The 25,850-nt window shown below is 32.9% G+C and carries 25 protein-coding genes; 14 read left to right on the top strand and 11 right to left on the bottom strand.

Annotated elements, in window-relative coordinates; translation table 11 throughout:
• Nucleotides 1-3: 3 nt before the first annotated feature.
• From JM82_RS06880 to deoC, 8 genes are all read right to left on the bottom strand, one after another.
• Nucleotides 4-915 (bottom strand): helix-turn-helix domain-containing protein, encoded by a 912-nt coding sequence (locus JM82_RS06880; protein WP_145001979.1) that lies wholly within the window; start codon nt 913-915, stop codon nt 4-6.
• Between the two features lie 67 nt (nt 916-982).
• Nucleotides 983-1,594, bottom strand: a complete 612-nt coding sequence (locus JM82_RS06875) for a hypothetical protein (RefSeq protein WP_145001978.1) — start codon at nt 1,592-1,594, stop codon at nt 983-985.
• Nucleotides 1,595-1,604: 10 nt separating this feature from the next.
• Nucleotides 1,605-2,555, bottom strand: coding sequence for an SDR family oxidoreductase (locus JM82_RS06870; RefSeq protein ID WP_145001977.1), 951 nt, complete (start codon nt 2,553-2,555; stop codon nt 1,605-1,607).
• A 122-nt stretch (nt 2,556-2,677) separates the two neighbouring features.
• The gene (locus JM82_RS06865; protein ID WP_145001976.1) at nt 2,678-5,146 is read right to left on the bottom strand and encodes a DUF5686 and carboxypeptidase regulatory-like domain-containing protein; all 2,469 of its coding nucleotides are present in this window, start codon (nt 5,144-5,146) and stop codon (nt 2,678-2,680) included.
• A gap of 205 nt (nt 5,147-5,351) precedes the next feature.
• The gene (smpB, locus tag JM82_RS06860; protein WP_145001975.1) at nt 5,352-5,810 is read right to left on the bottom strand and encodes an SsrA-binding protein SmpB; all 459 of its coding nucleotides are present in this window, start codon (nt 5,808-5,810) and stop codon (nt 5,352-5,354) included.
• Nucleotides 5,811-5,844: 34 nt separating this feature from the next.
• Complete coding sequence (locus JM82_RS06855; protein ID WP_145001974.1) at nt 5,845-6,351, bottom strand: GNAT family N-acetyltransferase; 507 nt, start codon at nt 6,349-6,351, stop codon at nt 5,845-5,847.
• A 9-nt stretch (nt 6,352-6,360) separates the two neighbouring features.
• A complete protein-coding gene (gene deoD, locus JM82_RS06850) occupies nt 6,361-7,059 on the bottom strand; it encodes a purine-nucleoside phosphorylase (RefSeq protein WP_145001973.1) in 699 nt (232 codons plus the stop codon).
• A gap of 36 nt (nt 7,060-7,095) precedes the next feature.
• Complete coding sequence (deoC, locus tag JM82_RS06845; protein WP_145001972.1) at nt 7,096-7,767, bottom strand: deoxyribose-phosphate aldolase; 672 nt, start codon at nt 7,765-7,767, stop codon at nt 7,096-7,098.
• Between the two features lie 179 nt (nt 7,768-7,946).
• On the opposite strand from deoC, the gene JM82_RS06840 reads away from it, so the two are divergent.
• The 3 genes from JM82_RS06840 (at nt 7,947) to JM82_RS06830 (ending at nt 10,747) form a co-directional block, all read left to right on the top strand.
• Nucleotides 7,947-8,564 carry an OmpW/AlkL family protein gene (locus tag JM82_RS06840; RefSeq protein WP_145001971.1) on the top strand — a complete coding sequence of 206 codons (618 nt, stop codon included), beginning with the start codon at nt 7,947-7,949 and terminating at the stop codon, nt 8,562-8,564.
• A 105-nt stretch (nt 8,565-8,669) separates the two neighbouring features.
• Entirely contained in the window at nt 8,670-10,151 is a 1,482-nt protein-coding gene (gene mqo, locus JM82_RS06835; protein WP_145001970.1) for a malate dehydrogenase (quinone), read from the top strand.
• Nucleotides 10,152-10,177: 26 nt separating this feature from the next.
• Nucleotides 10,178-10,747 carry a hypothetical protein gene (locus tag JM82_RS06830; RefSeq protein ID WP_145001969.1) on the top strand — a complete coding sequence of 190 codons (570 nt, stop codon included), beginning with the start codon at nt 10,178-10,180 and terminating at the stop codon, nt 10,745-10,747.
• A 9-nt stretch (nt 10,748-10,756) separates the two neighbouring features.
• On the opposite strand, the gene JM82_RS06825 is transcribed toward JM82_RS06830, so the two are convergent.
• From JM82_RS06825 to clpB, 3 genes are all read right to left on the bottom strand, one after another.
• A complete protein-coding gene (locus tag JM82_RS06825) occupies nt 10,757-11,158 on the bottom strand; it encodes a hypothetical protein (RefSeq protein WP_145001968.1) in 402 nt (133 codons plus the stop codon).
• 304 nt (nt 11,159-11,462) lie between these two features.
• Nucleotides 11,463-13,379: a PEP/pyruvate-binding domain-containing protein gene (locus JM82_RS06820; RefSeq protein WP_145001967.1), complete on the bottom strand. Its 1,917-nt coding sequence runs from the start codon at nt 13,377-13,379 to the stop codon at nt 11,463-11,465.
• Between the two features lie 149 nt (nt 13,380-13,528).
• Nucleotides 13,529-16,138, bottom strand: coding sequence for an ATP-dependent chaperone ClpB (gene clpB, locus JM82_RS06815; protein ID WP_145001966.1), 2,610 nt, complete (start codon nt 16,136-16,138; stop codon nt 13,529-13,531).
• A 268-nt stretch (nt 16,139-16,406) separates the two neighbouring features.
• On the opposite strand from clpB, the gene ytxJ reads away from it, so the two are divergent.
• The 11 genes from ytxJ to JM82_RS06760 all read left to right on the top strand — a co-directional run bounded on the left by ytxJ (nt 16,407) and on the right by JM82_RS06760 (nt 25,846).
• The gene (ytxJ, locus tag JM82_RS06810) at nt 16,407-16,787 is read left to right on the top strand and encodes a bacillithiol system redox-active protein YtxJ (protein WP_409994622.1); all 381 of its coding nucleotides are present in this window, start codon (nt 16,407-16,409) and stop codon (nt 16,785-16,787) included.
• Between the two features lie 4 nt (nt 16,788-16,791).
• On the top strand, nt 16,792-17,298 hold the full coding sequence (locus JM82_RS06805) for a DUF3124 domain-containing protein (RefSeq protein ID WP_145001964.1): 507 nt from the start codon (nt 16,792-16,794) through the stop codon (nt 17,296-17,298).
• A 5-nt stretch (nt 17,299-17,303) separates the two neighbouring features.
• A complete protein-coding gene (locus tag JM82_RS06800; RefSeq protein ID WP_145001963.1) occupies nt 17,304-17,909 on the top strand; it encodes a MarC family protein in 606 nt (201 codons plus the stop codon).
• Nucleotides 17,910-18,045: 136 nt separating this feature from the next.
• Nucleotides 18,046-18,618, top strand: coding sequence for a Crp/Fnr family transcriptional regulator (locus tag JM82_RS06795; protein WP_145001962.1), 573 nt, complete (start codon nt 18,046-18,048; stop codon nt 18,616-18,618).
• Nucleotides 18,619-18,736: 118 nt separating this feature from the next.
• Complete coding sequence (locus JM82_RS06790; protein ID WP_145001961.1) at nt 18,737-19,219, top strand: cupin domain-containing protein; 483 nt, start codon at nt 18,737-18,739, stop codon at nt 19,217-19,219.
• Nucleotides 19,220-19,245: 26 nt separating this feature from the next.
• Nucleotides 19,246-20,343, top strand: a complete 1,098-nt coding sequence (locus JM82_RS06785) for an L-dopachrome tautomerase-related protein (RefSeq protein WP_145001960.1) — start codon at nt 19,246-19,248, stop codon at nt 20,341-20,343.
• Nucleotides 20,344-20,476: 133 nt separating this feature from the next.
• Nucleotides 20,477-21,415 (top strand): cyclase family protein, encoded by a 939-nt coding sequence (locus JM82_RS06780; RefSeq protein WP_145001959.1) that lies wholly within the window; start codon nt 20,477-20,479, stop codon nt 21,413-21,415.
• Between the two features lie 25 nt (nt 21,416-21,440).
• Nucleotides 21,441-22,649 carry an MFS transporter gene (locus JM82_RS06775; RefSeq protein WP_145001958.1) on the top strand — a complete coding sequence of 403 codons (1,209 nt, stop codon included), beginning with the start codon at nt 21,441-21,443 and terminating at the stop codon, nt 22,647-22,649.
• 3 nt (nt 22,650-22,652) lie between these two features.
• Nucleotides 22,653-23,591 (top strand): aldo/keto reductase, encoded by a 939-nt coding sequence (locus JM82_RS06770; RefSeq protein WP_145001957.1) that lies wholly within the window; start codon nt 22,653-22,655, stop codon nt 23,589-23,591.
• Nucleotides 23,592-23,649: 58 nt separating this feature from the next.
• Nucleotides 23,650-24,618, top strand: a complete 969-nt coding sequence (locus tag JM82_RS06765; protein WP_145001956.1) for a TIGR03571 family LLM class oxidoreductase — start codon at nt 23,650-23,652, stop codon at nt 24,616-24,618.
• Nucleotides 24,619-24,955: 337 nt separating this feature from the next.
• Nucleotides 24,956-25,846, top strand: a complete 891-nt coding sequence (locus tag JM82_RS06760; RefSeq protein ID WP_145001955.1) for an ATP-grasp domain-containing protein — start codon at nt 24,956-24,958, stop codon at nt 25,844-25,846.
• Nucleotides 25,847-25,850 lie beyond the last annotated feature (4 nt).

Here is a 25,850-nt window from a genome sequence, read left to right as displayed (position 1 = left end):
CTGTTAATTCGTTTTATATAATTCTCGGTATTTGGTTGGACTAATACCTTCTTTCTTTTTAAATACTCTTGAAAAATACTGAGGATACTCGAAGCCTAACTCATAAGCCACTTCAGCGATGCTTTTGTTAGGTTTTAATAAACTATTCTTAGCTTGGTCTATTAAATATAACTGCAAATGTTCGGTTGTAGTTTTACCTGTTTCAATTTTAAGTGTATCACTTAAATAGCGTTTAGATACTGACATTTTAGTTGCTATTTCTGCTATACTTGGTATACCGTTTTCATGTAAAAGTCCTGATTCAAAATAGTCAATTAGTTGTTTGTTAAATTGTTCTAATAAGCTATTGCATAGTTCTTTTCTGTTTAAAAACTGTCTTTCGTAAAACCGATTAGCATATTTTAAAAGCGTACTTAATTGCGAGATAATGATGTCTTTACTAAATTCATCTTGATTGTTTTGGTATTCTATTTCAATATTTTTAACTAAAGCTTCGATTTGTCTTTCTTCTTTTGGAGAGAGGTGTAATGCTTCGTTAGCGGAATACGCAAAGAATCCATATTTTTTTATTTGATGTGCTAATTCTGTTCCTTTTAAAAAATCTTCGTGCAAATTAATACTAAAGCCTTTTTGTTCAAATACGACACTATTATCCCATTGTAGTACTTGTTTTGGCGCTATAAAAATTAAAGCTCCATTTGTAAAATCGTATTTAGTGCGTCCATAATTAAGATCTCCTTTCACGAATTTTTTTAAACTTATTGAATAACAATCTGTAGTGATAGGAGGAGAGCTTTCTCTGGGACACGGTAAAAAACCATCTTCTTTGGATGTAAATATGCTAAGCATAGGATGCTCTGGTCTAGGCAATTCTAGATAGTTTAAATACGCGGATAGTGTTTTAAAGTGTTTCATTTTTAATGGTGTATTACATTTAAAATACTTAAGATGTAATTTAAAATTACTGATTTTTAATCAAATATTACTTTTGTCTTGTAGCTCCTAAATTTATAACAATATTAGCAGGACCTTTTGGGAACCATGTTTTTATTAAAAAGTTAGGAATGGACCCAATTGGTATGTAATCTGCATTGTAAGTAATTTTAGTTGTTGATTCATCAATTTTTTCGAATTCGTAGATTACTTTATAGGTTTTCATTCTTTCAACATCCTTAGTTTTATAGTCGCTGGTGGTAGCTGTTGCAATAAATTTAAGTTTGTTGTCTGCTTTATAACGAGTGATTTTAATTACTAAATCACTGTCGGAAAGAGGCCAAGGCGCATTAAAATAGTAATACGCTATCCATTGGTTGTCAGAAGTTTTTTCTATTTGTTTAGTAATAGGTGTTCTTTCTAAAAATAGTTTATGATTTTCGGTGTTAGAAAAATAAGTATCTAATTTATCTAAAGTCGTGTTTACAGTCGTTTGAGCTATATAATAAAAGTGAGTCCCTTCATCTTCTTTTACTAGTTCATATTTTACTGTAGTTTTTCCGTCTTTTAAGGTTTTTTCTGTCCAATTTCTAGTTTGAGAAAAAGCATTACTAGCTATTATTAAGACTACTACTATACTTAGGTATTTAATATGTTTCATAATAATATGTTTATAAATTCCAATTAAAGTTTACTGCTTGTTCTGACACTTTCCAAAGTTTTTCCATTACAGTTTTATCTTTGGCATGAGGTTCTAGTTTACATTCTCCAACAGGTCCAGTCCAATAATTTCTACCTGTAGGTCCATAAAACCCCTTTTGATTAAGGTTAAGTTCTGTAGCACACATTAATTCTGGATACGCTCCTTTTTCTGCAGATTGTACAAAAGGAGATAGTTTCATCAATTGCCAAATAAACCTAGTCATTAAGCTACCACTAGTTTTAATTAAAGAGGTTCTAGAAGCACCAGGATGACAAGCATACACTTTTACATTTGTTTTACCTGCATTTTTAAGTCTATCTTGTAACTCATAAACAGACATGATTTGAGCAAGTTTACATTGACTGTAAACCGCATTGGGATTATAGTTTTTATCCCAATTCATGTCATCAAATTTAATGGTTTTAATTCCCATTTTATAACCTTCACTACCAACAGTAACTATACGTCCATTTGATTTTTCAATAAGAGGAAAAAGTAAACCTTGTAGTAAAAAATTACCATAATGGTTTACTCCTAATTGACTTTCAAAACCATCAACAGTAAGGGTTTGTTTAGGGACTTGCGCAATTGCAGCATTACAGATTAATGCATCAATATGAAGTATGGTTTGATTGACTTCTAAAGCTGCTTTTTTAACAGATGCTAGTTCAGCCAAATCCATTTCAATATTAGAAACATCAATAGTATTACCAAGTTCTAACTTTAATAAGGCAATAGTATTATTGGCTTTTTTATTATTACGGTTAAGCATTACTACTTTAGCGCCTTTTGATAATAATATTTTAGCAGCTTCAAAGCCTGTACCACTTGTGGTACCAGTTATTACATACGTTTTTCCTTTTAAGCTATTAATTTTATCTGGTGTCCATCCCTTTTTTCCAAATTGATTTTTTTCCATTGTGTTTATCTTTTAAATTTATAAGACAAAGGTAGTTTGGAGATGGAAAAAGGACTTACACAGTTTTTCTAAAGTTGTATACTTTTTTGTATTACTATTTTTTATTAAAAACTGTTTATCACTTAAAAACTAAACCCAAACATAAAGGTATCGTTAACCAAACCACTTCCTTGGTAAGCACGCACATAATCTACACGTAAAAAGCGCATTTTACCCCAACCTAAATTGCTTAATCCAAGCGAATATTCGGTGTATGGTTTGTTTTCTTTAGTTGCTGCTGCATTAAATCCAGCAACCAAATTAAAATTAAGCTTATTTAGTAACGGAATTTTGTTTAAAATGTACCCTTTAAAGTTGTGTTCTGCATGAAATTCGGCGTAAGCCTTATTAGTACTTAAAGCGTAATATGGTAGTATTTTAAAGGCATTTATGTAATTACCGTCTATAACCGTATTGGTTTGATTACCATTAAAATGGTGGTAGTCTACAAAAGCAATATCGTCTGCATTATTAAATATTCCTCCTTTTGCTAAGTAGGTTAAATCACCTTTGTTACCTAGGTTTAAGCTTTGGTAAATTTGAGCTTTAAATTGATCAAAATTATAATCAGCATTACTACTTCCAAAACCTTTTTCGTAACCTAGATATAAGGTCGGGATTTTACTATTAGGAAGGTTGTATTTTCCAAATGGGTAACTCATGTAATTTTGTCCAAAGTTAATACGTGTATTAAGATTAAACTTCATGATATTGTGCGCATCAAAAGATGCAACACCATTTGCGGTAGGATCTATTGGATTGTTACTACTGTAGTCTCTGTTGTCTTGAGGTTGCCAAGTTTGATCTGTAGTGTTAAATAATGGTTTACGATCGTTATAACTTAGGTCAGAATACACATGTAAACCGTTTAGCAACTCTTGACTATAATTTAATTGTGCAAAATTACGATCGTAGATTTTTAGATAATTTTTTTCGGCCCAAAGGGAATATGATGTGTTTAAGAAATCTAAACTAGTTAGGTTAGGATTAAACTGCTCAACTTTACTACCTCCTGATAAGGACACAAATGCTCTATTTTTTTTATCAAATCTGTAATTAATAATTCCTGTTGCTCTTAATCTATCCTCAGACTCGCCATAATTAATAGTAGATGACATATTAAAATACTCTGGACTATCGTCTTTAAAACGCTTAGTATAGCTTGCGGTTAATGAACCATTCCAACCTTGTACTGTGTTAAAACCTAGTTTAGTAATAGGAGAGGAGATATTAAAATACGTTTTGTTATACGAGTCACGATAACTATAGCCACCTAAAATATCACCAATTTTAAACTTGTTGTCAACTTGGTCTACAGAGTCTAAATAGGTTTTTGATTCTCTGATTAATTGTATGCTGTCTCTTCTAACATAGTCATTTGCTTCTACACTAGTTAAAGGCACAGGTCTTTTGGTTTCCCAATATACTGAGTCTTTTTTATTGGCATTATCTTGAAACGAAAGTACTTCTCTTGTAAAATTCTTTTTATCAAAATTAGGGTTAAAATCATAATCACTGTAAGCAGCTGTAAAACGACCATCACCATTAAAGCCAAATATTCCAAACTCAAAATCAAATAATTGAGTGGTTTTAACCCATTGTTTTTCTTGGTCGTAATAGGTAAAGGTTTGTTTAATTTTAAATAAATCTACAGCTGGTATTTGCGCTTGTTGTCCAGTTAGTGTAACGTCTGTACCAAATAAACTCCATTGGTCTTCAACGATATATATATAGCCTCCAAATGCTTTATCATTTTTACGTTTAGGAAGTAATTCAATTTTATTAATAAGGTTGCCTAAGTCGTCGTAAAACGTACCTACTAGTTTGTATTTGTAATAGTTAAAGGCAAAGTCCGCAATAGGAGATACAATCTCGCTACCTAACTCAAAGGTGTTTTGATAAAAATTAAATTCGACGTCAGTCGCATTATTAAAACTAAAACCATTGCTGTCTCCACTAATTTTAGAAGCGACAATAGTTTCTTTGATAGGTTTAGGAGATTGGTATTCTAGTTTGGATATTGTCTCAGATAAATAGACAATACCAGTTCTGGTCGAGTCTAATGCACCATCCAAATCACCAACCTCTTGACCCATAATTTTTTCTGGGACATCGACCATTTTTAGTAAACCTCTTGAGTAAAATTCGGCTTTAAACGATTTAAGTTTATTTAGATTTTCTTTACGTTTAGCAATAGTCTGTCTGATAATTGCATTTGCTGGATTTTCATCCGAATTTATAACAACCTCATCTAAGTTAATATCTTCTTCTACTAAAACAACATCAAGTACAAACGGAAACTTTGTAACGTTAACTTGTTTTTTTATAGTCTTATAACCTAAGTATTGAAAGGTAATGGTATATTCTCCCGTTTTTGAAAGGTCCAAAATGTAATTACCATCATTATTGGTTGTAGTACCAGTGTACGTGTTTTCAATAAAAATATTGACTACAGGCAGTGGGTCGTTTTGGTTGGATGTTACAGTACCTGTAATTTGTGCAAAAGCAAAACTGCTAACTAAAGTAAATAGTGTAAGTAAGGAATATTTCATTTTTTTTAAGTTGGTTGTTTAATAGTATAGACGCACATTTTTATAAAAAGGTTGCCTAGCCTCAAACATATAACTTATTGAAATTGAATATTGTTATAAAAATTATAAAGTTTTTCTTGAAGAAAAATAAAAAAAGAAAGGTCTGCTATTTTTGTTTTAGTCGAAACTAAAGCATAAACGGAAGCAGCATAAGTAAAACTGATGTTTAGTTGAAAGATTTTTTAATACGATCTAAATCACGTTTATTATCTCTATCCTTAAGCGTTTCGCGTTTATCGTAAAGTTTTTTTCCTTTAGCTAAAGCAATATCTAATTTGGCTAACCCTTTTTCGTTTAAAAATAGACGTAACGGAATGATTGTTAAACCAGACGTGTTTACCTCTTTTAATAATTTTTTAAGTTCACGTTTGTTAAGTAACAATTTACGTTCTGCTTTTGGTCTATGGTTATAATAGTTACCAAATGCATATTCCTGGATATTCATATTAATAACAAATAATTCACCTTGCTCATTAAACTCGCAAAAAGATTCGGCAATAGACGCTTGACTATTTCTAATGGATTTAATCTCTGTTCCGGATAAAACAATTCCAGCAGTGTATTTATCTAAAATTTCATATTGAAATTTAGCCTTTTTGTTAAGTATGTTTATCTTTTTTTGCATTAGTGCAAAGCTAATAAAATTGAAGTTAAAGTAATTATAATTGTTTAGTCATTTTATGCATGCCTCTAAATTGATCTAAAATTAAATCAAACTCTAATGTATAAGAGTCCACGATTTTAAAACCACATTTTTTATAAAAGTTTAAAGCTTGTAATTGTGTGTCCATAGCTTCTAACCAGATAGAGGTAGATAGATTATCTGTTGCTATGTCATAGCTTAGTTGTATTAATTGTTGGCCTAAACCTAAACCTTGATACGCTTGGTCTAAATATAAGCGATGTAGTTTTGTGGTCCTTAATGGTTTTTGATGGATTAATCTTAAAATGCCAATGGTTTTAGTATCATATTTAATAAAAAAATAATTGGCATTTAAATCTTGTAACTCTTTGGTTAGTTGCTTTAAATTATATTGCGAGTTTATGTACCAATTACAATCATTGTTTATCCATAAGTGTTTGTAAGCAGGAGGATAAATACGTTGCATTAACTGCAATAACACCTCGTGGTTGGCTAGTGTAATGGGTTTTAAATTTAATTTCAATAGATTAGTTTAAGCTAACTCCAAAGCAATATCTATCATGTCTTTAAAAGTAGTTTCGCGTTCTTTACTAGTTGTTTTTTCTCCAGTGACTAATGAGTCTGATATGGTACAAATAGTTAAAGCATTAACATTGTGTTTGGCAGCTACGGTATATAACCCAGCAGTTTCCATCTCGACACAAAGCACACCAAATTTACTCCATTTTTTATAGGACTCAAAATCGTCTGCATAAAACTCGTCTGAAGTAAAAACATTACCAGCTTTAATAGTAATATTTTTATTTTTTGCAGCTTCTACTGCTTTTTGAAACAATTCAAAACTAGCTGTAGGTGCATAATCTGCTCCTCCAAATCTAAGCTCGTTTACTCCAGAGTTTGATGAGGCAGCCATAGCTAATACGACATCTCTAATTTTGATGTGTTTTTGGTATGATCCAGCACTACCAACACGAATCAGGTTTTTTACACCAAATTGTGTAATCAATTCATGAGCATAAATAGATATACTTGGCACACCCATTCCTGTTCCCATTACAGAGACACGTTTACCTTGATACGTACCAGTGTAACCTAGCATACCTCTAACTTCGTTAAAGCAAACAGGGTTTTCAAAAAATGTTGTGGCAATCCATTTAGCACGTAAAGGGTCTCCTGGTAATAAAATAGTTTCTGCAACATCGCCTTTTTGGGCTCCAATATGTATACTCATGTTTTTTTTATTTAGTTGAAATGAATAGCCTAGTGTTTAATAATTTTTATCTCCTGATGCATTGCCTGTCACAATTGCAATTCCGTTGGACGTTCCAATACGGTCAACACCTAGATTTATGTATTGTAATGCAGTGTCAGTGTCTCTAATACCTCCAGAGGCTTTAATTTTTGTAGTGCCATTATTAATAGCTTCTTTCATTATAGTTACAGCTTCAATAGTGGCACCAGAAGTACCAAAACCTGTTGAGGTTTTTATAAATTCGGCTTTAGCCTTAATGGCTAATTTACTAGCTTCGTTTATTTCTTGGTTGTTAAGATAACAAGTTTCTAAAATTACTTTTAATGTGTTGTATGGCATCACTTTTTTTACAGCCTTAATATCTTCAAATACAGTCTCAAAAGCTTTACTTTTAAGTAAACCAATATTTAAAACCATATCAATCTCATCTGCGCCATCTTTTAAAGCTTGTTTGGTTTCTTCAACTTTAGCAATAGTACTCATGGCTCCTAAAGGAAAACCAATAACACTACACACTTTAACGTCGCTATCTTTTAATTCGGCTTTAGCCAAACTAACATAACAGCTATTGACACAAACAGAGAAAAATTGGTGTTGTATTGCTTCTTGACACAATTGTATAATATCTGCTTTAGTTGCAGTTGCTTTTAAAATGGTGTGATCTATGTATTTACTTAATGGTTTCATCTAAAAAATATTAAGATATAAAGTTAGTTGTTTTTTGATTAAAAAAGTTAAAGCATTTTATCAAACTACATGCTGCAAAAACGATAAATAAACTTACTTAAACAATGACATAAGTCAGCTTTTGTGTTTTAAGTCTCACTTAAATTTGCAGTATACAAAAACAACTAATTTAATTTATTATGAAAAAAATAATTATACCCTTTGTGTTACTATTACTTTTATCTTTTAGTGTAAAAGCACAAGATGCACCTTCTAACGATTCTGATTTTAATACTTGGCAAGCTCGTTTTAGAGTAGCAGCTGTAATCCCTTCTCCTGGAGATAATCTTGAAGGCGCAGATGTTGATATTTCTACAACTGTAATTCCAGAGGTTGATTTTACTTATTTTTTTACCAAGCATTGGGCTGCAGAGCTTATTTTGGCAACCACAAAACATGAGGTTGAGGTTGAAGGTTTGGATTTAGGTCATGTATGGTTATTGCCTCCAACTTTAAATGTGCAATATCATTTTTATTCAGGAGATTTTAAACCTTACGTTGGAGCAGGTGTAAACTATACTATTTTTTATGGAGAAGATGCAGGAGATGTTGTGGGTATGGATTATGAAAACTCGGTAGGCTTTTCATTTCAAGCAGGAATTGATTATAATTTAAACGATAAATGGTTTTTAAATTTAGACGTTAAACAATTATTACTTAGTACAGATGTGACGGTAAATGCAGGTGAGGCTGTAATACCTGTAGAGGTGGATATTAACCCTTTAATTATTGGTCTAGGGATTGGGGTAAAGCTTTAATTTAAGAATACACTATATAAAAAAAGACTACAATTTGTAGTCTTTTTTTTGTTTCAAACTTATTTTCTCGTTTGACTTATTTATATTTAAAAAAAATAATTTAGAATGAGCAAAGCTAAGCTAGACAGTACACAGGAATACGATTTAATTTGTGTTGGAGGCGGAATTATGAGTGCTACTTTGGCATTAATGTCCAAGATTTTAAAACCGGATTTAAAAGTATTGATTGTCGAGCGTCTTAGTGAGGTGGCTCAGGAAAGTTCTGCTGCTTGGAATAATGCAGGTACAGGACATTCTGCACTCTGCGAACTTAATTATTGTCCTGAGGAAGATGGAAAAGTCGTTATTGAAAAAGCCATAAAAATTTGTCAGCAGTTTGAAGAGTCTAAACAATTTTGGAGCTATTTAGTGGAGCTTGGTTTAATTGACGATCCTAATAGTTTTATTGCTGCAGTACCACATCATAGTTGGGTTTTAGGTGAAGAAAATGCTACATACTTAGAGCAGCGTTTTAACACCATGAAACATCATTTTATGTTTGATACTATTCAATTTACAAAGGATAAGAGTAAAATGAAAGACTGGTTTCCGTTAATTATGAATAACAGAGATGAAGATGAGGTGATGGCTGCATCCAGAATTGACAGAGGTACAGAGGTTAATTATGGAACGTTAACAAAAACATTATTCAATATTTTAGAAACCAAATTTGATACACCAGTGTATTGTAATATGGAAGTTATAGATATTGATCCAAGTCCAGATATTGATTGGACGGTAGAGATGGAAAATATTGAAACTAACCAAAAATATAATCTAGAATCTAAACATGTTTTTATTGGAGCAGGAGGAGGAAGTCTTCTTTTATTACAAAAAGTAGAAATTGAAGAAAAAGAAGGATATGGTGGTTTTCCTATTAGTGGCGAATGGTTAGTTTGTAAAAATGAAGACATTATTAAACAGCATAATGCTAAAGTATATAGTAAGGCTGGACTTGGCGATCCGCCAATGTCCACACCGCATTTAGATACACGTTATATTAACGGAAAACGCGAATTGCTTTTTGGTCCTTTTGCGGGTTTTAGCCCTAAATTTTTAAAAGAAGGTTCTAATTTTGATTTATTAAAATCGGTCAAATTTGATAATATTTCGCCTTTATTAGGAGCTTTTTGGCATAATCTACCATTAACTAAGTATTTAATAGAGCAAGTAACATCCTCTCATGAAGACCGCATGAAGGAGTTACGCAAATTTGTTAAAGATGCTAATAGTGATGACTGGGAAATATTAGTAGCTGGACAACGTGTTCAGATTATTAAAAAGGACGAATTTGAAGGTGGAGTTTTACAATTTGGGACAGAAGTAGTAAGCAGTAAAGACGGAAGTGTTACTTGTTTGTTGGGAGCATCTCCAGGAGCATCAACAGCAACATCTGTAATGTTACAAGTGCTAGAAAAAGCTTTTCCAGAGATTTTACATTCAGAAGAAGGTAAAGCAATTATGGATAAAATGATTCCTTTTTATAATGCAGAGGTAACAGAAGACTTGTTTAAGGCACAATTAAAAAAGAGTGCAGAAGCTTTATAATTGTAAATAAAAAATAAAATAGAAATTTGATAGTTTTTAAAACATATAAAATTCAAATTGCACTTCTTTTTCTTTTAACACTTGGGTGTTCAAAAACTATATCAGAAAAAAGGGTTGCGATATTTGAGGATATACTTGGGGAGAGACAAGTAGAATCTCTTAATGCACTTGTGTTAGATTTTGAAAATAATTTAACTAAAATGTATCCTAATTTATCGGTTGATATTGCTTATAAAAAGTATTTGATTGATTTACTTTCTATTGAAATTGAGGACCCTAAAAAGTTTGAATTTCAGTCAAAGAAAACAAATAAAGAATTTCATGAAAGTGGTTTATGGGATGAAGTTTATCGCTACAGCACCTTATCAGAATCTAAAGATTCAACTAAAATATTAGAAGCTAATAACATTGGGAAGTACATGAAAGCACTTTATAAAATAAAAGGTGATGATAGTTTTATTACTAATTATTGGAATAGAAGAGAGGCTGCCGGTTTGATGCCTAAAGAATTAGCTGTTCTTGGTCTTATAAATTTGAGACCAGATTATACTGATTATTTTCATAAACGGATTCTAGTTTTAGAATTTAGCTTTTAATCAATCCATTTATAAAATTTCAGACTTTTTCTCGTCTTCTTGTTTTATAATTTTAGACGTCCAAAGTATGGTATCGCTTAAATTTTCGAAAAGCTCAAAAGGTTTATTATGAAATTTGTTTTCAAACCTAGAAGTTTCGCGCATTTTTTCGTCATTGGTTATAACTGCAAAGGCGACTAGATTTGGTATTTTGTTAGCTGCGTTATAAACTAATGGATTAACAGAATAAGAGGCGACACGGTTGGATATAAAGGCGAAATTTTTATTCTTGAAATGCTTTTCTATTATTTCAACAAATAATTCTGTATCGTCATCACTGATAAAAGCACCTTCTTTGACCTGTTTAATTAAAAAGTCATCAAAAACATAAATTTCGGCATTACCTATATCGTAATAATGGAATATTCCCATGTTGTTTTATGGTTTTGGTTGATAGTTCAATGTTTTCAAGATAGTAATAAAAAAGGGGCTTTTAAAATTTAAAATTAAATTTTGGATTTAATAAACTGCCATATCACTTTAAAATTGTTGTAGTTATTTGATATGCAATTATCTATAGTAAGCTATAATTTTAGAGATTTTTAATAGTCTTTATAAATACCTGTTTTATCTCTAAAAAGGCACGTTATAAGCTTATTGTAGCTTAAAAGTCTAGTTGTTAGCCAACAGAGTTAAGAAAGTAGTAGGTATAACTTGGTATTAATAAATTTGTGACTTAATCATTAAAATATCTTACCTGCTTTATATATAATTCGCGATCCGCTCCATCTAGTTTAAATTCGATATCCAAACCAAACTCTAAGTACTTCTGTTTAGATTTATACACGTTATAGTAATAGTGTTTTTTGATTTTTTCTAATTGTTCGGAGAGTGTAATTATTTCGGCTTCCGTCATCACTAATTTACCATTGTTAAGGTTAGAGTGTGATATGATTTCGACAATACGTTTTTCGTTATATAATTTAGAAGACGATCCAGAATAGCAAATAATCTGGTCGCAAGTCACACCGTCTTCAGGTTTAACAACACTAGCGTCTCCAACTTGTACATTTATAACATTACCTAAGTAGTTTTTTCGATATAAATTTTTAGTAATGGCAACACCATTGGCTTTCTCGTTAGGGAAGGAGCGATGCACTAAAATACCCATTGCAATGCTGTTTTGGTCAATATTGAAGTAGTCACGTTCTAAAAAGGCGCGCTCATACCATAAGCTTGACCATACTTTTTTGATGGCTTTTTCAATAGATTTTTTCTTGCTACCAACAATACCTGTTTTAGAGTCGTATAATCCTGCTCCCGAAAACCCAACAATATCTTCTGCATTTGTCGAGCTTCTAAATCGTAAGCGGGTCTCGTCTCCTAAACTTTTAATTTTAGCTTCGACTTGAGATATTAAATCAGGATCTAAAGGTGTTTTTTTTATAAGTTTTTGTATTGTTTTTAGTTGCTGGGTTAGTTTATTAGCATCTTGATTGATTTTATAATCATAAATCATTTGCTTAACTAAGCTGTCTGCTCCAGACGTTTTTAGATGTGCTTCATAATAGTAAAACGGAATAGCAAAAGCGGATTCCGGAATTTTAAAGGCTTCTTGTTTAGCTAAATCATATAACACACCAAAGTTAGCAGCTTTACCACCAACAGTGTTTATTGAGTTTTGACTTAAATTGTCAGCATTAATTAGTGTTTGTACCGCTGTATTTTTTTCTAGAAATAACGTCGCTTTTTTCTGTTTTTTAGTTTTTCTTTCAAACAATTCTTTAGAGATTGGTTTGATGTAAAAGGTGTCTAAAGCCACTTCAAAAGAAACATATTGATTGTCAAAGCTTTTTAAAATATCAGATTGCATGGCTTTAGTGTAAGCTGCAATTGGAATTTGTCTGTTTTTTCCTAAAACTGAAATGTGACTTAATGGGGTTTGCAAAATAGTGGTTATAACACCAGCAGTAATAGGTAATTCTAAGATTGGTTGATTAATAACAATTATATCATGTTTAGAAATATTGTTTTGTTTTAACGAATCAACAGCAACAAATTTTAAGCATCCATAGCTTTTTTGAGTGCTCACCGCTTGATACGTTTGGTCTCCATATAAATCTGAAGCCGATAGTGTGGGAATGTCCAAAACAGCATCTAATTGTTCTAAACGTGCCGTATTTAAAAAGAAATTAAAGCTTTTAAAATACGTTGCTTTTTTGATGGCTTCGTAAAAGGTTTTAATCTCTGCAATTTGCATATCATCAATAGGAGAAAGCTCTAAATTATAAGTGTTGTTTGCTAAATAATGGTTTATGTTCCCTAATAAAAAACGTTTGTTTTTATGTTGAGAAGTATAGTTAGTGTTATTAAATTCTCTTAAAGTTTCTGGGATTTCTAAATAGCCTTTACAAAAATGGTAATGGTATTTATAGTCTTTACTATTTATAAAATAGAGTTGTTGTTCTTTAATATCAAAAACGACTTTTAAAGCATCAATATTCCCATATTTATTAGTGTTTGGTGATGTTTTTAAGGCGTTAAAATCGGTTTCCGAAGTTAATACACGTTTAAATTTAGATTGAGATAAAACAAATGTTGAGGTTAATATAAAAAGAACGACAAGATGATTTTTTAGTAGGGATGTGATCAAGCTAAGTGGTTTTTTATTAGAGTAATACAATATAGAACAAAAAAAAGCAACACGCCACTTTTGTAAAGTATTGTGTTGCTTTTCAACTAACCAACCATAATTAAAACGTGCTCTTTTACGCTTTATTTTATGTTAACAGAACTTTGTGATTACAGTTCTTCCGTTACTAAATCGCTTTGATTTCTAAAGACTAATTCGCCATCAAAAGCATCTAATAAAATAATACTATCTGTTGTTACTTTTCCTGATAAAATCTCTTTACTTAATTGGTTAAGTACATCTTTCTGAATGACACGTTTTACAGGTCTTGCACCATATTCTGGATTATAACCTTTGTATGCTAGATATTTAATAGCTTCAGGTGTTGCATCAAAAGTTATCCCTTGTTTTGCAATCATTTTAGAAATACCTTTTAGCTGTAATCCTACAATTTCTGTAATATTATCTTGCGTTAAAGGTGTAAACATAATAATGTCATCAATCCTATTTATAAACTCAGGTCTTACCGTTTGTTTTAATAAGGCTAAAACATCCACTTTAGCACCTTCAATAGCAGTTTCTACATCTTTTACAGCATCAAAACGCTCTTGTATTATTTGACTTCCCATGTTGGAGGTCATGATAATAATAGTGTTTTTAAAATCTGCAATACGACCTTTATTATCTGTTAAATGTCCTTCGTCTAACACTTGTAATAAGATATTAAACGTGTCTGGATGCGCTTTTTCAATTTCGTCTAAAAGCACTACAGAATAAGGTTTACGTCTAACTGCTTCGGTTAGTTGCCCACCTTCATCATAACCAACATATCCTGGAGGCGCACCAACTAATCTGCTTACCGCATGACGCTCTTGGTATTCGCTCATATCTATTCTGGTCATCGCGCTTTCATCATCAAACAGATATTCTGCTAATGCTTTAGCTAACTCTGTTTTACCAACACCAGTTGTTCCTAAAAAAAGGAAGGTTCCGATTGGTTTTTCTGGATTTTGTAATCCTGCACGACTACGTCTTACTGCATCACTAACCGCAACAATAGCTTCTTCTTGACCAATCACACGTTTGTGTAATTCTTTTTCAAGGTTTAAAAGCTTTTCGCGATCGCCTTGTAACATTTTAGTAACAGGAATGCCTGTCCATTTAGCAACAACTTCTGCAATATCTTCATAAGTTACCTCTTCTTTGATTAAAGAATTTTCAGACTGGTTATCAGCTAAATCTTTCTGTAATTTTTCTAATGCTTCTTGTGCTTCTTTAATCTTACCATAACGTAACTCGGCAACCTTACCGTAATCTCCATCGCGTTCAGCTTTTTCTGCTTCAAGCTTAAAGTTTTCGATGTCTTGTTTTCTGTTTTGTATGTTGTCTACAACTTCTTTTTCGCTAATCCATTTAGCATTGATCTCGTTGCGTTCTTCTTTTAAATTAGCTAAATCAGATTGTAATGTTTTTAATTTACTTTCGTCTTTTTCACGCTTAATTGCTTCGATTTCAATCTCTAACTGCATCACTTTTCTGTCTAAAACATCAAGTTCTTCTGGTTTTGAGTTGATTTCCATACGCATTTTAGCAGCAGCTTCATCCATTAAGTCAATAGCTTTATCTGGTAAAAATCTGTTGGTAATATAGCGTTGAGATAACTCTACAGCACCAATAATAGCATCATCTTTAATACGTACTTTATGGTGTGTTTCGTATTTTTCTTTAATTCCTCTTAAAATAGAAATGGCACTTTCTGTGTCAGGTTCATTAACCATTACTTTCTGGAAACGACGCTCTAAGGCTTTATCTTTTTCAAAATACTTTTGGTACTCATCTAAAGTGGTTGCTCCAATAGCGCGCAACTCACCACGCGCTAAAGCAGGTTTTAAAATGTTTGCAGCATCCATTGCTCCTTGTCCGCCACCTGCACCAACAAGTGTATGGATTTCGTCAATAAATAGTACAATGTCACCTTCACTTTCTGTTACTTCTTTTATAACTGCTTTTAGGCGTTCTTCAAATTCGCCTTTAAATTTAGCACCTGCAATTAGTGCACCCATGTCTAACGCAAAAATTTGCTTATCCACTAGGTTTTCTGGGACGTCACCATCTACAATTCTGTGTGCTAAACCTTCTGCAATAGCGGTTTTACCAGTTCCAGGCTCACCAACTAATATTGGATTGTTTTTAGTACGACGAGATAAAATTTGAAGGATTCTTCTAATTTCTTCATCACGACCAATTACCGGATCTAATTTTCCGTCTCTGGCTAATTTATTTAGGTTTTTAGCGTATTTATTAAGGGAGTTGTAGGTTTCCTCTTGACTTTGTGAGGTTACACGATCTCCTTTTCTAAGCTCGTCAATAGCTGCTTTTAAACCTTTTTCTGTCACACCTTGGTCTTTTAGCATTTGTGCTATTTTGCTCTTTGATTTAAAGACTGCTAAAATAAAGTGCTCTATGGATACGTAATCGTCATTCATTGCTTTGGCAATAATAGACGCTTCGTTTAATGTTTTACTGGCTTCACGAGACAGCATTAAATCTGCTCCTGTAACTTTAGGAAAACTTTCTAGTTGCTTATCTAATGCTAATTCTAATACATTAAGATTGACATTCAGTTTTTTTAAGATGAATGGTAATACGTTTTCATCAACCTCAAAAATGGCTTTAAAAAAGTGTTCATTTTCTATTTGTTGATGACCATAACTTTGCGCAATCTGCTGAGCGCGTTGTATGGCTTCTTGCGATTTGATTGTATAATTATCTGGGTTCATATATAGTATGTGTTTTTTAATTTCCGCGTAAGCGAAAACCTTAAGTTTATTATTGTTTACGAGTGCTATATTTCAATTACCTTACCAATTGCAATTGCAAGACAAAATGTCGCTTTAGCCTGGTTTTTAGCTGACTTTTAGTCAGTTGATGGTTTCGTTTTATTTCTATGTAAGTTAATCAAAACCTTTCGACATAATCTATGATATGTATCATAAAAATGATATTTTTGTTTAACTTATAGCGTTAATTTGCTAAAAAGAAATTATTATGTTTGGAAAATTATTTGGAGGATCAAAAGCGCCAAAAGAAGAGAAAGTATTACCATGGAAAAATTTAACCGAAGTGTCTCAGTTATCAGAGATAGAGCGTTTATCACTTGGTAAAACACAAGTTATATTTAAGCATTCTACACGATGTGGAATAAGTAGTATGGTTATGAACCAGTTTGTTGCTGCGTTTGACGTGGATGCTAATTTAGATTTATATTATCTAGACTTATTAAGCTACAGAGAAGTCTCTAATGAGACTGGTTATAAGTTTCAGGTAATGCACCAAAGTCCACAGTTATTAGTGATAAAAAATGGAGTAGTGGTGGCACATGCCAGTCATGGTGCAATAAATGAGATTGATTTAACTAAATTTATTTAAAATTATGAGATATGTATTGTTTTTTATTATCGTGTTAGTCGCTTTTAGTTGCGAAACTGAACAGGAAGACGTCTATGTAGCTTCTAATAATTGGAAAGCGATGCAATGGAATAAACCACTTAGTGACTCGTTAGTTTCTGGGTCAACATATTTATCTGTGTACTCCCAAATATATAGTGTTACAGAGCATAAACGCCATGATTTGACTGCAACTGTTAGTATTAGAAATATTAATAAAAAGGATACTATTTTTATAAAAGAAGCGGATTTTTACAATACAAAAGGGGATTTAGTTAAAGTGTATTTTACCGAAACGATTTATGTAAATCCGATGCAAACTATTGAAATTGTTATTAATGAAAGAGATATAGAAGGTGGTACAGGTGCTAATTTTGTTTTTGATTGGTTAGCGTCTAAAGATGCAAAACCGCCTTATTTTGAAGCAGTGATGATCTCTACCTCAGGACAACAAGGTTTGTCTTTTACAACTAAAGGTGTTGAAATCGAGTAAAAAATATGAAAGACATTTTAACAACTATATTATTTTTAATTGCTGTAATTGATCCATTAGGATCAGTACCTGTTTATTTAGAAGCTACCAAAAATTTTGATAAAAAATATAAAAAACGTGTGGCCATCAGAGCTAGTATTGTTGCGTTTTTTGTACTTCTGTTTTTTATGGTTATTGGTCAATTTATTTTAGAAGGTATGCAAGTAACTTTAGATGCGTTTCAGATTTCTGGAGGTGTAATCTTATTTTTGTTTGCATTGACAATGATTTTTGGAGATGGTAAACCAGAAACCGAAAAACACTTAATTAAAGATTATAAACACGTCACTATTTTTCCTGTAGCTATACCTTCCATAGCGTCTCCAGGAGCCATAATGGCTGTGGTTTTAATGACCGATAATCATGTTTATACAATAGAGCAGCAAACCATTACTATTTTATTAGTTTTAGTTGTTGTTGCAATTACATCGCTATTACTTTTAGCAGCAAATGTTGTGCAAGAAAAGGTTGGTGAGTATGGTATTACCGTAATTAGTAAAATTATGGGATTAATATTAGCCTCATATGCAGTACAAAGTATATTGAGTGGCTTAAAAGATTTTTTTGCTTAACTATTAATTAATTGGCTTCTGTTATTATTTGGGAGTTTATATGTTTGTTGATCCACATTTGACAAGCAACACCAATCAATATATTTAACCACTAGTAAAACTTTCCAGAAACAGAAATAAAAAATAAATTTGCATTATGGAAGAAAAACTTGATTTACTAAGACAACATTTTGAAGAGTTATTTGCATTAACAAATGACGAATGGAATTTTATACAATCGCACTTTGAATATAAAAGCTTAAAAAAACACCAATTCTTAATCCAAGCAGGACAAGCTGTGGATTTTGAATATTGGATTGTTAAAGGCTTAGTTAAAGCGTATTCCATAGATGAGAAAGGTAAAGAGCATATTCTTCAATTTGCAATGGAAAATTACTGGGTGAGTGATCACTGTGCTTTTCAACACCAAGAACCAGGTTCTATTTTTGTAGATTGCCTTGAAGATTCAGAGTTTTTCTGTTTGTCTTTAGAAAATAGAGAGAAAATTTGCTTAGAAGTCCCAGCAGTTGCCAACTTCTTCAGAATTAAATCTAACAACGGTTATATAAATTTACAGCAAAGAATCCTTTCTTTACTCACAATGACCGCAGAAAGCAGGTACGAATACCTGTTAAATAAACTTCCAAAATTAATACAACGCGTTCCTAAAAAATTAATTGCTTCTTATTTAGGCGTATCTAGAGAGACATTGAGTCGTTTTAACAGTTAAGAGTGACATAAATCACTTTTCAAAATTGATGTACATCACAAAAAAACCGTGATGTATGTCCTCGCACACCCCTTTGTTTTCATAGAATTTTGTATCGAACAATTAAATACAATGTACTATGAAAACTACAAGAACACTTTTTCTATTATTTACAGTAATTGCCATAGGTTTTAACGCCTATGCGCAAGAAGGCAAAAGACCTTCAATGGGTAACTCTTACGGTATTATTAATATTGATGAATATGTTACGCTACTCCCAAAAAATCATAACGGAATCATTAAAGACATCAGACTATTAGATCGCGAACACGCTGGTGTTAGAATCTTTAGGTTGTATGATGAAGTACCTATGCACTACCACGCAAAATCTGATGCCTACCTCTACATTTTAAATGGCAAAGCAGAATTTTATGTTGCCGATAAAGGTCCTGTTGTTGCAGGAACAGGCGACTTATTGTTTTGGGCTAAAGGAACACCGCACGGTAACGGAAAAATTTTAGAAGGTCCGTTAGACGTACTCGTTTTTGACGCAATAGCCAGAGATCCAAGCGATGTTATTTGGGTAGACCCATCAACGCAAAAAAAGTTTTTAGGCAACTAATTAATTCAATTTTAAAAACAATTACGATGAAAACTATAACAATTATAAAAACAGCCTTGTTTGCATTTGTAATGAATTTTACACTATTAGCACAAGCACAATTAGAAACCATAGCTACTTTTCCTGAGGCAAGACCTGGGAATATTACAGTCTCTAACGATGGAAGAATATTTGTAACAATGAGTGCCTTAAGCGCTTCAAAATATATGGTGAAAGAAATTTTGCCTAATGGAGAAGCCATTCCGTTTGGAGATAAAGAATGGATTGTAAAACCAAAAAACGGAAGTATAAAAGGTATCAATTCAACCATTGGAATTCAAGCCGATACAAATGGAATCCTCTGGGTATTAGATATGGGTAATGTAAAGCAAAATCAGGCTCCAAAATTAGTTGGTTTTGATTTAGTTACCGGTAACGTCACAAAGGTGTTTCCTATTCCGAATACGGTGTTGTCATCAAAACCTTTTTTACAAGATTTTGTGATTGATGTTAATAACAATACTGCTGTAATTGCAGATATGACCGATGCTTTAAATCCACCAATTGCACCTGCTTTTGTAGTGATAAACTTAGAAACAGGTTATATAAGACGAGTTCTAGAAGGGAATGCTTCATTTTTGCCTGCTGATGAGCCAGTGAAAATTCACGGTAGATTAGTATCCCACAAAAGAAAAGATGGTACTACCATTCAGCCAAGATATCCTTTAAACCCAATTTCTATAGATGACGAAAACAATTACATCTACTATGGCGCAATGGGAAATACCAAAATTTATCGCATTCCGTCTGCCGTATTAGCGGATGAAAGTAAGCAAGATAGCGACCTTAATAAGTACATCGAGTTTTATGCCAACAAACCAAAATCTGACGGATTTAAAGTGGGTGCAAACGGTAAAGTGTATGTCACCGATGTTGAAAATTCAGCCATTGTAGAAAGTACGCCTGCTGGAATGAAAACCATTGCACAGTCTAAAAAAGACCTGTCTTGGCCCGATGGTGTTGCCATACACGGAAACTACTTGTATATCGTAGCTAATCAGCTTCATAATCTGCCTTTGTTAAATGAAGGAAAAGATGCTAGTAAACCACCTTACTTGGTTTTAAAAATGAAGCTTCAAGATTAAATAAAATTAAAAGTAAAGTGATGTATGAACATAATTATATGTGATATACATCACTTTAAAATGGTGATGTACATCCTCGCACACCTCTTGCATTCATCGGAAATTTGTATAAGAAATTTAAAAACATATTAAAATGAAAACAATAGTAAATACATTAAAAACAATTGCCTTAGCAGCTACACTTTTTACTGCTTTAACTACAAACGCACAAAAAGTACCAACGTCACCTTATGGTGCAGACGATGAAATTGGTGCACTTAACCTTTTGAATGAAGAAACGGTTTTAGATGCCGTAAAATTGGTGAAGAAAGGAAAAGTATACCGCTTAGGAATGGTGGTAAATGCAGAAACCGCAGCTTTCCGTCATAGATACTTTCACATTGAAACGTTACAACCAGAAACTGCTGCTGCAGGTTCTAATAAATTCACCTACGTAGATGACCAATTAATTGGTTGGACAGGTGTTGGGTCTCAAATAAACGGATTGGCACATTATGGTAGAGACAATGTGCATTATAACGGTCATAAAGTAGAAGATTTTTTAACCGTATCTGGTGTGAAAAAATTAGGGCTAGAAAAATTACCTCCAATTGTAACTAGAGGTATTGTTTTAGATATGCGCTCATACTACAATCAAGATATTGTAAAAGAAGGTACTGTTTTTACAGTAGAAGACATTGAAAAAGTAGCCAAAAAACAAGGGATTGAAATCCGTAAAGGTGATGTGGTTTTATTTTATACAGGATGGACCAAATTAATGGGGAAAGACGATAAACGTTACCTAGCTGGTGGACCTGGAATTGGTACTGAAGCTGCGCATTATTTAGGTAAAAAAGGAATTGTTGCAGCAGGTGCAGACAACTGGTCTTTTGAAGCAGTGCCACACGAAAATAGCGCACTTTCTTTCCCTGTAAATCAAATGATGGCAACTGAATATGGTGTTCAGGTATTAGAAAACATTCTTGTAGATGAGTTGGTTGAGGATAAAGCTTGGGAATTCCTTTTTGTATTAGGTCATCCTTTATATGAAGGCTCTACGCAAGTACAAATAAACCCTGTTGCCATTAAATAACAATAACAAAAAATAATTAGAAATTATGGAAACATCAACAATACATAGAGATACTACGGTAGCCAAAAAGAAGAGTCTACCAGCAGCATTATGGGCATTGACCATAAGTACATTTGCCATAGGAACAACGGAATTTGTAATTGTAGGTTTATTATCTACCGTTGCAAACGACCTAGGTACATCATTAACATCAGCAGGATTACTAGTAAGTCTGTACGCCATTGGTGTTGCTATTGGTGCACCCATTTTAACTGCCTTAACAGGTAAAATTCCAAGGAAACAATTACTAATGGGTATTATGTTGCTTTTCATCATTGGTAACGGTTTAGCAGCTATTTCACCAAGTTTTGAGTTGTTGCTTTTATCAAGAGTTGTAACAGGTTTTGCACACGGTGTATTCTTTTCTATCGGGTCTACCATTGCAGCTAGTTTGGTGCCAAAAGATAAAAGAGCAACAGCCATTTCTATAATGTTTGCAGGTCTAACGGTAGCCATTGTAACTGGTGTACCTTTAGGAACATACATTGGTCAGAATTTTGGATGGAGAGCTACTTTTATTGGTGTTGCCCTTTTAGGATTAGTAGGTGCAATAGCTAGTTTGGCTTTGGTTCCTAAAAACATCAAACAATCGGCTCCATTACGACTTATAGACCAATTAAAAGTAATTAAGAATCCGTCTATTTTATTGGTATTAGCCATTACCGCATTTGGTTATGGTGGTACGTTTGTCACTTTTACCTACTTAACTCCGCTGTTAGAAGAAGTGACTGGTTTCTCTTCAAATATGACTAGTGTATTCCTTTTAATTTATGGTATTGCCATCGCGATTGGGAATATCATTGGTGGTAAAGTCTCTAACAACAAACCAGGAAAAGCATTATTAGTAATGTTTGCTTTACAAGCCATCGTATTGTTTGTGTTATACTTCACCGCTTCTAGTCAGATTTTTGCCATCGTAACCTTGTTTTTTATGGGAATATTAGCGTTTTCAAACGTACCAGCATTACAATTATACGTGGTGAAGATGGCTGAAAAATACTTACCAGGAACCGAAGATGTAGCATCAGCCTTAAACATTGCAGCTTTTAACGTTGGTATTGCTATTGGCGCTTATGTAGGCGGAATGGTTGTAGAATCGAGCTTAGGTATTGAAGCGACCCCTTGGGTAGGTGGTATTCTAGTAATTGTGGGATTCTTGTTGACCCTAGTTTTATTTAAAAAAGAAAAAATATAAATAATGACTGCATTAAAATTTAGAAATAACGACGAAATGCCAATTTTAGGTTTAGGAACGTTTCGTTCTGAACCAAATGAAGTGTACAATGCTGTACTTTCGGCTATTAAAATAGGATATAGACATATAGATTGTGCTGCAGCTTACGGAAACGAAAAAGAAGTAGGTAATGCCATTGCTGAAGCAATTAAACAAGGTTTGGTTACGCGTGAAGATTTATGGGTGACTTCCAAATTATGGAATGCTTCTCACGGTGAAGAGAATGTGATTCCTGCGCTGCATCAAACTTTAGAAGATTTACAACTAGATTATCTAGACCTGTATCTTATCCACTGGCCAGTAGTTTTAAAAAAAGGAACCGAAATGCCAGAAAAAGCATCTGATTTTATTCCATTATCAGAAGTGCCATTAACTAATACTTGGAAAGGGATGGAAGCTGCTTTAGAGCAAGGACTTGCAAAACATATTGGCGTGAGTAATTTCAATGAAAATCAGCTTAAAGAAATACTAGCGACTGCAGTGCATCAACCAGAGATGAATCAAGTAGAAATGCATCCGTTTTTACAGCAGAAAGAATTAAAAGCATTATGCTCGCATTTTGATATGCATATAACAGCATATGCACCATTAGGTTCGCTTGTAGATGAAAATTCCAAACTACGTTTGTTGGAAAATGGCACAATAAAAAACATTGCCAACGTAAGACATATGTCGCCTGCACAAGTCGCATTGGCATATACGATGCAACGAGGCATTGCAGTAATTCCTAAATCTATTAATGAAGCGAGATTGCTTCAAAATTTAGAGACGTTAAACCATACGCTTACCGAAGAAGATATGGCGTTGTTGAAAGATTTAGACAAAGCACACCGTTTTATAGATGGTAAATTTTGGGAAGTTGACAACGGACCATACACCGCAGATAGTATCTGGAATACTTAATCATATTATTCATCAGGTGTCTTAGCGGATACCTGATGAATTTAATAAAAAACACATTATGAATCCATTTGATAAACTATACAAACCAGGTAAAATGACACTTGGTATAGAGTTTCCTTTAGATAACGATTGGTCAACAGAAGGAAACCGCAAACGTTTGGAAGACAATAGACCTTTTGGAGTACCCGATATTTCTAACCATTTAGCATTAGCACAACAAATTGATGAAGCAGGTTTTGCTGCTTTATGGATGCGAGATGTTCCTATATATGACCCTAATTTTGGTGATGGAGCTCAATTGTTTGATACGCTTCCATATTTAGGCTATTTATCTGCAGCTACCAAAAACATTTTGTTGGGTACAGCTGCCATAGTATTGCCATTACAACAACCTATAAAATTAGCGAAAGCTGCTGCTACCATTGAAAATTTAAGTGATGGCAGACTTTTGTTAGGCTTGGGTTTAGGAGACAGACCAGTGGAGTTCCCAATGTATAATATTAACTATAGCAAAAGACCTGAAATCTTTAGACAAAATCTTGATATCATCAAAGAAGCTTGGAAAACAAATAGCAATTTAAAATCTAAGTACGATTTTTTAACTAGTGGAATAGAAGTGTATCCTAAACCGAAAAAAGACATTCCACTTGTAGTAGCTGGTCATTCCGGACAAAGTATTAATTGGATTGCCAAAAACGCACAAGCTTGGTTTAATTACCCAAGACCTGTTTCCGAAACTTTAAAGAACAGAAAATACTGGTGTAATGCTTTATATGATGAAGACCAAGCAGCAAAACCTTATATCTCTGCTATACATTTAAACTTAGATCCAAATGATAATGCTGCTTTTAAACCACAGCGTTTTGGAGGTACGGTAGGCATCAACCATCTTACCGAATACTTGAAGTCCTATGAAAATGTAGGAGTCAACCATATGGCAATAAACCTTAGAAAGTCTGAAACTCCCGTAAGTGAGGCTATTGCAAAAATTGAAGCAATTGTTTTACCAGAGTTTGATACTATCTAGTATTTCCACTATTCTTTAAATGATTCATAAAAAAATTGAAGAATAATAATTTCTGCATTAAAAACGTGTGGCTACAACGTATATAATTTATTGCTGGCTTCTTCACTTCTTACGAAAGTCCTCGCGGACTTTCCTGATCAGTAATTATTTGCTAACTTAGTTGCTTAAACACGCAACAAACCCTATACAACAAAGCTTATAATTAATGGCTAGTTCTAGCCTAATTACGAAAATCCTCGCGGATTTTCTATTTGGTTTTTATTTGCTAAATTAGATGCTTAACCACGCATCAAACCATATACAACAACGTTGTAGTGCATTGGATAAAAACTTAATAATGAGAATAATATATTGTGATAGTGTATTGGATAATAAGATAATCGAACCTGATTATGAAGAAGAAAAAAAATCTGCGGTTAATTGTGGATTTAACTTTTCATTAATCAGCTTTGAAGAATTGACGGATGGAAATATCGCAACAGCTTTAAGGTTTATAAAAGAACCTGAAAATAAAGAATTGGGAATTTATCGAGGCTGGATGCTTACTCCAAATCAATACCGAAATTTATATGACGGACTTTTAAAAAAGAACATTGAGTTGATAAACTCTCCTGCTGAATATCAGCATTGTCATTATTTACCCGATTCATACGAAAAAATAAAGTCTAAAACTCCAAAATCAAATTGGACTACGGAATTGAATACTGATACTATAATAGAATTGGTAAGCAACTTTGGAGAGAGTCCAATAATAGTAAAAGACTTCGTGAAATCTGAGAAACATAATTGGGATGAGGCTTGCTTTATTCCAAATGCATCTGATTCTGAAAAAGTAAAATCTGTAGTGGATAAGTTCCTTGAATTAAGAGGTAATTCATTAAACGAAGGACTAGTATTTCGACAATTTGAAGAACTTGAATTTCTGACCGAACACTCGAAAAGTGGAATGCCTTTAACTAAAGAGTTTCGAATCTTTTTTGCGAATAAGAGAATAGTAAAAGTGTTTAATTATTGGGATGAAGGAGAATATGGAGAAGTGAAACCTGAACTTGACGATTTTATAGAAATAGCACAAAATATTGATAGTAAATTATTTACTATGGATGTTGCTAAAAAGAAAAATGGAGACTGGATTATTATGGAACTCGGAGATGGACAAGTCGCTGGATTACCTGATAATGCAGATAGAAATGAATTTTATAATAACCTAAAAGAAAACGCACTATAACAAT

The sequence above is a fragment of the Olleya sp. Hel_I_94 genome (genome assembly GCF_007827365.1).
Classification (GTDB): Bacteria; Bacteroidota; Bacteroidia; order Flavobacteriales; family Flavobacteriaceae; genus Olleya.
The sequence above is the reverse complement of the archived record's forward strand: the minus strand, read 5'-3'. Positions and strand labels throughout refer to the sequence as shown.

What these genes read in the sequence shown, in the direction of transcription:
- JM82_RS06840 (WP_145001971.1), top strand. Translation starts at nt 7,947, where the DNA reads ATGAAAAAAATAATTATACCCTTTGTGTTACTATTACTTTTATCTTTT.
- JM82_RS06870 (WP_145001977.1), bottom strand. Translation starts at nt 2,555, where the DNA reads ATGGAAAAAAATCAATTTGGAAAAAAGGGATGGACACCAGATAAAATT.
- deoC (WP_145001972.1), bottom strand. Translation starts at nt 7,767, where the DNA reads ATGAAACCATTAAGTAAATACATAGATCACACCATTTTAAAAGCAACT.
- deoD (WP_145001973.1), bottom strand. Translation starts at nt 7,059, where the DNA reads ATGAGTATACATATTGGAGCCCAAAAAGGCGATGTTGCAGAAACTATT.
- mqo (WP_145001970.1), top strand. Translation starts at nt 8,670, where the DNA reads ATGAGCAAAGCTAAGCTAGACAGTACACAGGAATACGATTTAATTTGT.
- JM82_RS06800 (WP_145001963.1), top strand. Translation starts at nt 17,304, where the DNA reads ATGAAAGACATTTTAACAACTATATTATTTTTAATTGCTGTAATTGAT.
- JM82_RS06760 (WP_145001955.1), top strand. Translation starts at nt 24,956, where the DNA reads ATGAGAATAATATATTGTGATAGTGTATTGGATAATAAGATAATCGAA.
- JM82_RS06765 (WP_145001956.1), top strand. Translation starts at nt 23,650, where the DNA reads ATGAATCCATTTGATAAACTATACAAACCAGGTAAAATGACACTTGGT.
- JM82_RS06770 (WP_145001957.1), top strand. Translation starts at nt 22,653, where the DNA reads ATGACTGCATTAAAATTTAGAAATAACGACGAAATGCCAATTTTAGGT.
- JM82_RS06790 (WP_145001961.1), top strand. Translation starts at nt 18,737, where the DNA reads ATGAAAACTACAAGAACACTTTTTCTATTATTTACAGTAATTGCCATA.
- JM82_RS06795 (WP_145001962.1), top strand. Translation starts at nt 18,046, where the DNA reads ATGGAAGAAAAACTTGATTTACTAAGACAACATTTTGAAGAGTTATTT.
- clpB (WP_145001966.1), bottom strand. Translation starts at nt 16,138, where the DNA reads ATGAACCCAGATAATTATACAATCAAATCGCAAGAAGCCATACAACGC.
- JM82_RS06775 (WP_145001958.1), top strand. Translation starts at nt 21,441, where the DNA reads ATGGAAACATCAACAATACATAGAGATACTACGGTAGCCAAAAAGAAG.
- JM82_RS06780 (WP_145001959.1), top strand. Translation starts at nt 20,477, where the DNA reads ATGAAAACAATAGTAAATACATTAAAAACAATTGCCTTAGCAGCTACA.
- JM82_RS06825 (WP_145001968.1), bottom strand. Translation starts at nt 11,158, where the DNA reads ATGGGAATATTCCATTATTACGATATAGGTAATGCCGAAATTTATGTT.
- JM82_RS06880 (WP_145001979.1), bottom strand. Translation starts at nt 915, where the DNA reads ATGAAACACTTTAAAACACTATCCGCGTATTTAAACTATCTAGAATTG.
- smpB (WP_145001975.1), bottom strand. Translation starts at nt 5,810, where the DNA reads ATGCAAAAAAAGATAAACATACTTAACAAAAAGGCTAAATTTCAATAT.
- JM82_RS06875 (WP_145001978.1), bottom strand. Translation starts at nt 1,594, where the DNA reads ATGAAACATATTAAATACCTAAGTATAGTAGTAGTCTTAATAATAGCT.
- JM82_RS06785 (WP_145001960.1), top strand. Translation starts at nt 19,246, where the DNA reads ATGAAAACTATAACAATTATAAAAACAGCCTTGTTTGCATTTGTAATG.
- JM82_RS06805 (WP_145001964.1), top strand. Translation starts at nt 16,792, where the DNA reads ATGAGATATGTATTGTTTTTTATTATCGTGTTAGTCGCTTTTAGTTGC.
- ytxJ (WP_409994622.1), top strand. Translation starts at nt 16,407, where the DNA reads ATGTTTGGAAAATTATTTGGAGGATCAAAAGCGCCAAAAGAAGAGAAA.
- JM82_RS06865 (WP_145001976.1), bottom strand. Translation starts at nt 5,146, where the DNA reads ATGAAATATTCCTTACTTACACTATTTACTTTAGTTAGCAGTTTTGCT.